Source organism: Trinickia sp. (assembly GCF_035492435.1).
GTDB lineage: Bacteria > Pseudomonadota > Gammaproteobacteria > Burkholderiales > Burkholderiaceae > Trinickia.
In genome coordinates this window covers 1-4262 of the sequence record NZ_DATJJF010000081.1, presented here as the reverse complement: position 1 = coordinate 4262, position 4262 = coordinate 1, and the positions used below count along the sequence as shown (strand labels likewise).

Sequence of the window (4262 nt, the reverse complement as noted above, 5' to 3'; positions counted from 1 at the left end):
TTCGACGAGCCTCGTGACAAATGTTTTTGCGATAGCCCTGCAAAGGAAGCACTTTCGGCTCGAGCAACAACTGCGTGCCTTCGCTGACAGTGACGAGCTGACGCAGCTACCGCGCCGCCGCCGCGTGTTAGAGCTCGGTCGGCGCATGCTGCACCGCGCTGAGCGGCTCGAACAGCCGATCTCGGCGCTTTATATCGATGCAGACCACTTCAAATCGGTCAACGACCGGTTTGGCCATGACGCCGGCGATCGCGCGCTGCGGCTCATTGCGCGAGAGATTCGGGAGAGCCTGCGATCGGCCGATGTTTGCGGGCGCTTCGGCGGCGAGGAGTTCGTGGCACTGTTGTGGGGCACGGAGCCGAGTGAAGCCGCGCATATCGCTGAACGGCTGCGCAGGCGGATCAGCGAGCTGCGTTTCGACGTGATGTTGACGATTAGCGTCGGTGTGGCCCAACACGTGCGAGGCGAGCAGATCGACCGTGTGATCCGCCGTGCCGACGCGGCGCTACTCGATGCAAAAGACAGCGGCCGCAACCGTGTCGTCATCGCACGGGAAACCGTTGAGCACGCTCCAGCCTTCGCGAATATCACAGCGGAGCACGTCGACGCGAAGCTTACTGAATCCTACTGAACCTTGCTGAGCGAAAACAGATCGCCGATTGAACTGGCGCGTCACACACAATTTGCAAACGCATTGGCGCGAACTTGTCACAAAAAATTCACTCAACTCTAACGATTCTTTGGTCGTTAAGTCGAAAATCGACTCATTTCGGCGAATTTCTGCCATGCCATCTCCCGTTTTGCCGCTCAACGAGCTCAACGTCGCCCGAATCATCGAGACCCGCACGCTGCTTGCGGTCTTCCAGCCGATCGTCGAGTTCGATGGCTGCACGATTCTGGGCTATGAAGGGCTTATCCGCGGGCCAGCAGGCACGCCGCTGGAATCCCCCGAGGCGCTCTTTGCGCGGGCCTCACAAGAAGGCTTGTCCATCGAGCTCGAACTGGCGGCCGCGGCGACTTGTGCAGCGGCTTTCGCCGAGCTAGGCTGCGAGGGCAAGCTATTCCTGAACTTCAGTGCCGAAGCGATTGCGTCGCTCGGGCGCACCCGCGAGCACGCGGCCGACTGGCTCGGGCAGCAGGGGATGCCGATCGAGCGGATCGTTCTCGAACTCACCGAGCAATGCGCGATCGACAACGTGGCCGGCTTTGAGCCGATCGTGGCGGCTTTGCGTGAGACCGGCGCCCAGTTTGCGCTCGACGATTACGGCACGGCCAACGCGAGCATGAATCTTTGGGTTCGGCTCCAGCCCGATGTCGTCAAGATCGACCGATTTTTTATCGACGACATCGCCAAGCATCCGCTGAAGTTCGAAGCCGTACGCGCCATGCAGCGCTTCGCTCAAGCCGCCGGGGCGCGGCTCGTCGCCGAGGGTATCGAGAACGAAGCGGACCTGATCGTCGTGCGGGACATGGGCATCGCGTGCGGCCAGGGCTACTTCATCGCCCGCCCACAGGCACAGGCGCCCGGCAGCATCAGCAAAGCGGCGATGGAGGCGCTCGGCGCCGGCCACATCGCCGTGTTCCCAGGCGCAACGCGCAGTCAGATGCCGGGGGCGTCCTCGGGCGCCGTGGCGGCCTTGAAGATGGTCGTCCCGGCCCCGGCGCTGCCGCGGACCGCAACCAACAACGATGTGCTCGATCTCTTCAATCGGCTGCCGACGCTGCACGCGCTCGCGGTCGTCGAGAACGACGAGCCGGTCGCGCTCATCAACCGCCGCAGCTTCATGGACCGCTATGCGCTGCCCTATCACCGTGAGCTCTTCGGCAAGCGTCCCTGCATGCTGTTTGCCAATGGTTCGCCCGTGCTGATTGAAAAATCGATGACGATCGAGCAGATGGCGAAGCTGCTCGCCAGTGACGATCAGCGGTATCTGGCCGATGGCTTCGTCATTACCGATCAGCGCAAGTATCTGGGCCTCGGCACAGGCGAAAGCCTCGTGCGCGCCGTCACCGAGGTGCGTATCGAGGCGGCACGCTACGCGAATCCCCTTACGTTCCTGCCTGGCAACATCCCGATCAGTTCGCATATCGCGCGTCTCGTCGATCATCACGCCAAGTTCCACGCGTGCTATGTCGATCTGAACCACTTCAAGCCGTTCAACGACCGCTACGGCTACTGGCAGGGTGACGAGGTGTTGAAATTCGCTGCGGCTGTGCTCGCCGACGTATGCGATCCGACGCGTGATTTTCTTGGACACGTCGGTGGCGACGACTTTCTCATCCTGTTTCAAAGCGAAGATTGGCGGCAACGCGCCCAGGCGGCCATTGCGGCATTCAACACGGGCGCGTTGCGCTTTTACGCGGACGACGACCGCGTAGCGGGCGGTATCCATGGCGAAGACCGGCGCGGCAACTCAACGTTCTTCGGGTTCGTGACGATGGCGATCGGCTGCGTGCGCGTATATCACGATTTCGAACACAGCATGCGCTACGGCAGTGAAGAGATCGCGTCGGTCGCGGCGCTGGCGAAGCACCGCGCAAAGCATGAGGCAAGCGGGCTCTTCCTCATCGATGTCCAGGAAGGCGCCGCGCAACTGCATATGCACGAGAACAGCGCCATGCCCATTCGCGCGGCCGGACCGCTGCGGTAGGCTCGCCCATCGAAGCGGCGCTATCTAGCTCGTTGATCGTCTTACAAAGCAACGCGTTGAGATAACCGCGACCTTCGGCACAGGCAGGGGACGGCCCCACACGAGTCACCGCGCTATATCTGGCGCCTTTTGCCCTACAATGGACGCCACGCGGACCGGCTGACGACTCCTTGTCTCTACCGCTTCAACCCGCCTTCTCGCTCGAAAATGGGCGACGTTTCATGCGCCGCCGCATGCGTCGAATGGACCGCGAATGAAAGACGCGCCGGCTGCCAACAACAGCGCTGGTGCTCCCTTCAAGAACGACGCCATGACGAAGCTACCCAACACCCGAGCGAGCGCATCGACCATGTCCTCGCGGCCCGGGAACGGTGAATTCAGCCCGCTCCATACGAACGCGACGGTGCCCCCCGTCGGGGACTTCCGCAATCGCGAGTTTCTACTCGGACACGTCGCGGACACGCTCGCGTTCTATGCGCCAACGGCGCACGACGCAGCCGGCGGATTCTTTCACTACTTCAAGGACGACGGGACTGTCTACGACGCCACCCGGCGCCATCTCGTAAGCAGCTGCCGCTTCGTCTTCAATTACGCCATGGCTTGGCGCCACTTCGGCGATCCGCAATATCTGGAGCACGCTCGCCACGGCCTCGCGTTCCTGAAGCTCGGGCATTGGGATGCTGAGCAAGGCGGGTATGACTGGGAGATCGAGTGGCACAACGGCAAAAAGCGTGCGCTCGATCCCACGCGTCACTGCTACGGGCTCGCATTCGTTCTGCTCGCGCAAGCCCATGCGGCCATGGCCGGCATTGACGACGCACACCGGCAGATTGCCGAGACCTTCGATCTGATGGAGCACCGCTTTTGGGATCCTGCCGCGAGCCTCTACGCTGACGAGGCAACGGCCGACTGGCACGTCTGCGGTTACCGTGGACAGAACGCGAATATGCATGCGACAGAGGCGCTGCTTGCCGCTTATGAGGCGACAGGGCACCTCGTCTACCTCGAGCGCGCCGAGCGCGTTGCGACGAACATCGTGCAACGCCAAACCAAGCACTCCCACGGACTGGTTTGGGAGCATTTCCATGCTGATTGGTCGGTCGACTGGCACTACAACGAAGACGACAGCTCGAACATCTTCCGTCCCTGGGGGTTTCAACCGGGACATCTGACGGAGTGGGCCAAGTTGCTGCTGATTCTCGAGCGGCACAAGCCACTGCCATGGCTTCTGCCGCGCGCGATCGAGCTTTTCGATGCCGCGCTCGCGCACGCTTGGGACGACGAACACGGCGGGCTCTATTACGGTTTTGCGCCCGACGGCGGCGTCTGTGACCACGACAAATACTTCTGGGTACAGGCTGAAACGCTCGCGGCGGCAGCGCTCCTTGGCCGGCGCACGGGCAGCGTGCGTTTTTGGGAGTGGTACGACGCCATCTGGCGCTATTGCTGGATGCATTTCGTCGATCACCGGTACGGCGCCTGGTACCGCATCCTCACGTGCGACAACCGCAAGTACAGCGACGAGAAGAGCCCGGCCGGCAAGACGGATTACCACACGATGGGAGCCTGCTACGAAGTGTTGAACGCGCTCGGCGATGAAAACAACACCCC

At 62.1% G+C, this 4262-nt stretch carries 3 protein-coding genes; all 3 read left to right on the top strand.

Going from position 1 to position 4262, the window contains the following annotated elements; genetic code table 11:
* Nucleotides 1–631, top strand: a 631-nt coding sequence (locus VL598_RS05675; protein ID WP_325325719.1) for a GGDEF domain-containing protein, incomplete at its 5' end; no start/stop codon positions are given.
* A 154-nt stretch (nt 632–785) separates the two neighbouring features.
* The gene (locus VL598_RS05670; protein ID WP_325325718.1) at nt 786–2651 is read left to right on the top strand and encodes a phosphodiesterase; all 1866 of its coding nucleotides are present in this window, start codon (nt 786–788) and stop codon (nt 2649–2651) included.
* A gap of 349 nt (nt 2652–3000) precedes the next feature.
* Nucleotides 3001–4262: AGE family epimerase/isomerase (locus VL598_RS05665; RefSeq protein ID WP_325325720.1), on the top strand; the 1262-nt coding region annotated here is incomplete at its 3' end.